At 70.5% G+C, this 2,187-nt stretch carries 3 protein-coding genes and 1 pseudogene; all 4 read right to left on the bottom strand.

Features of this window, described 5'->3' with window-relative positions; translation table 11 throughout:
* Nucleotides 1-369, bottom strand: a 369-nt coding sequence (locus HY703_01145) for a hypothetical protein (GenBank protein MBI4543783.1), incomplete at its 3' end; no start/stop codon positions are given.
* A 221-nt stretch (nucleotides 370-590) separates the two neighbouring features.
* A pseudogene (locus HY703_01140) lies at nucleotides 591-845 on the bottom strand (MoaD/ThiS family protein).
* A 1-nt stretch (nucleotide 846) separates the two neighbouring features.
* On the bottom strand, nucleotides 847-1,659 hold the full coding sequence (locus HY703_01135; GenBank protein MBI4543782.1) for a methyltransferase domain-containing protein: 813 nt from the start codon (nucleotides 1,657-1,659) through the stop codon (nucleotides 847-849).
* 159 nt (nucleotides 1,660-1,818) lie between these two features.
* The coding region (locus HY703_01130; GenBank protein ID MBI4543781.1) for a hypothetical protein at nucleotides 1,819-2,187 on the bottom strand (369 nt) is incomplete at its 5' end.

Below are 2,187 nucleotides of genomic sequence, written 5' to 3'. Positions count from 1 at the left end.
GGCAAGGACCACTTCCTTCGTGACGATCTCGAAGACGGCACTTCCAACACGCATGAACTCGCTCGGGTCGGAAAGCGTCGTGCTGGGCACCTCCACAAAGAGGTCTCCGATCTGCCAGTGGCGACCGCCGCGCTCGAACCCGAGCGCCTCGAAGACAGTCTCGATGCGCTCGGCATCGTGCCGCATTCGCTCGACCACGAGGTCGATGTCGCCGGTCTGGTACACCCCCGGTGCGTGGAGTTCAATCGCTGAGCCGCCGACGACTGTGCTGCGCAGCCCGGCCCTGCCGAAGGCCCGGTGCAGGATGGACGCGACCCGGGCGACCTGCTCGGCGTGCTCGAGCGGGTCCTTCGCCAGGCCGCTAGCCAAGAGCCGTTGGAGCTGCGCTTGAGGACCTACAGTCATGAGATCGTCCCGCCTCGCTCTCGCGCGCACGCGTAACCGGAGAAATGGTCTTGGTCTGCACCAGGAAGGCCGTTGCCCGGTCCCACCGGCGGGGAGATCGGCCATGCTCCCGCCCGTTGAACGACCAACGCACGAGCTCCGCTTTGCGGAGCCTCTCCAGGTACCTGAGAAAGGCTTCGCGGGTGCGCCTGCATCACGTGCACCTCGCCGTCGGGCCGCACCGGATCCGAGAGCGAGGTCCGATCGTGGATCTGGCGGCCATCGACGAAGATCACCATGTGCGGGCGCACGGCGCCGGGCTCGTCGAGCACGTAGCCGCGGGCGAGAGGGTTCGTCTCGAAGACGCGCTCCAGCGCCTCGCGCACCGTCGCGCCCGGCACGTCCATGGTCGGGCAGGGAACGTGGCGCTGGATGTTCTGCGTGAAGGCGACGGTCGGCATGTCAGCTCCGCGTCGCCACCACGGACAGCCAGTTGCGGGGCACGACCTCGATGCGGAGCTCGGCGAAGGTCGCGCGCAGGGCGTCGCACAGCACCTCGACCGCGTGGTCGAGCGGAACGCCCGGCAGGACGCCCTCGGCGAAATCGGCGAAACGGCTGATGTCGAGCCAGCCCTGCTCGTCCATCAGGACGGTCACGAGCTGCTCGACCTGCACCTGGAAGCCCTCGGCCTCGAGCGCCTCGTGGTACTCAGCGGGCGTGAGCTGCCGGCGGGCGGTGACCCTGGTCCGCTCCGGCATGACGCCGTAGCGGGTCTTGAGCGTGCGCAGCGCGCGCAGCATCCAGCGGCGGTAGAAGGGGTGCGTCTCTGGCGGGTGCGCGCCCTCGAAGAAGGAGGTGTTGAACGCGAAGGTGCCGCCGGGGCGGAGCGTGGCGTAGATCTCCCGCAGGACGCGCCGCTTGTCGTCGATGTAATGGATGCCGTTGCAGAAGAGCACGGCGTCCATGGTCTGGCGGACGAACTGCGACAGCTCCTCGGCCCGGGCCTGCACGAACTCCACGACCGCACCCGTGGCCCCCGAGAAGCGCTCCCGCACTTCGGCGAGCGCGTCGGCCGACATGTCGAGCGCCACCACCAGCGCGTCGCGCGCCCCGCGCACCCGCTCCAGCACCAGCTCCGTCACCAGCCCGCTGCCGCACGCTACGTCCAGCACCCGCCAGCCGGGCTGGAGCCGGGCGCGCTCGACCAGCCAGGTGTTCACCTCGCGGAAGAACGCCTGCTCGCTGAAAGGCTTGAAGGAGTACTCGGCAGACATTGGCCGACTCCCGCGCCGGCAGAGTCGCTGATCGAGCGGGGCGGCGCCGGGCGAAGCAGCCCGGGCACCGAGCTCGAAACATACGCCGCCGGCAGGCGAAACGAAACGAGGGGCGGCCGGCGCCGTCCACGTCAGCGTTGCGCGGCGTAGGGTGTGAGCCTACCGCTGCCCTCGCCCGCGCCCGTCCTCCGCCGCCTCGCCCCAGCGCGCGAGAAACGCCGTGACGAACTCGTGGCCGCGCGCGGGTTCGACGGCGAGCGGCGCGAGGGCGAGGGCGACGGTAAGCGCGAGGTGGTAACCCTCGGAGCGGGAAGCCACGGCACGGCGATACGCGGGGTGCGCGTCGTTCACCCACACGGTGGATTCGATCAGCCGGCCGAGCTCTGGGTCGTCCGGGCGGCTCTCGAAGCTGATGCGCAGGCCGTAGCGCATCGCGCGGCGCGGGCCGCGCGCGCCCGGGAGTGGTATGCCCGTGCCGGGCGGTTCAGGAAAGGCGGGTGGCTCGGGCGGCGCGGCGCCTTCCTCCGG

The sequence above is a fragment of the Gemmatimonadota bacterium genome (assembly GCA_016209965.1).
Classification (GTDB): Bacteria; Gemmatimonadota; Gemmatimonadetes; order Longimicrobiales; family RSA9; genus JACQVE01.
Note: the sequence above shows the minus strand (reverse complement) of the source record. Positions and strands in the feature narration are given on the sequence as shown.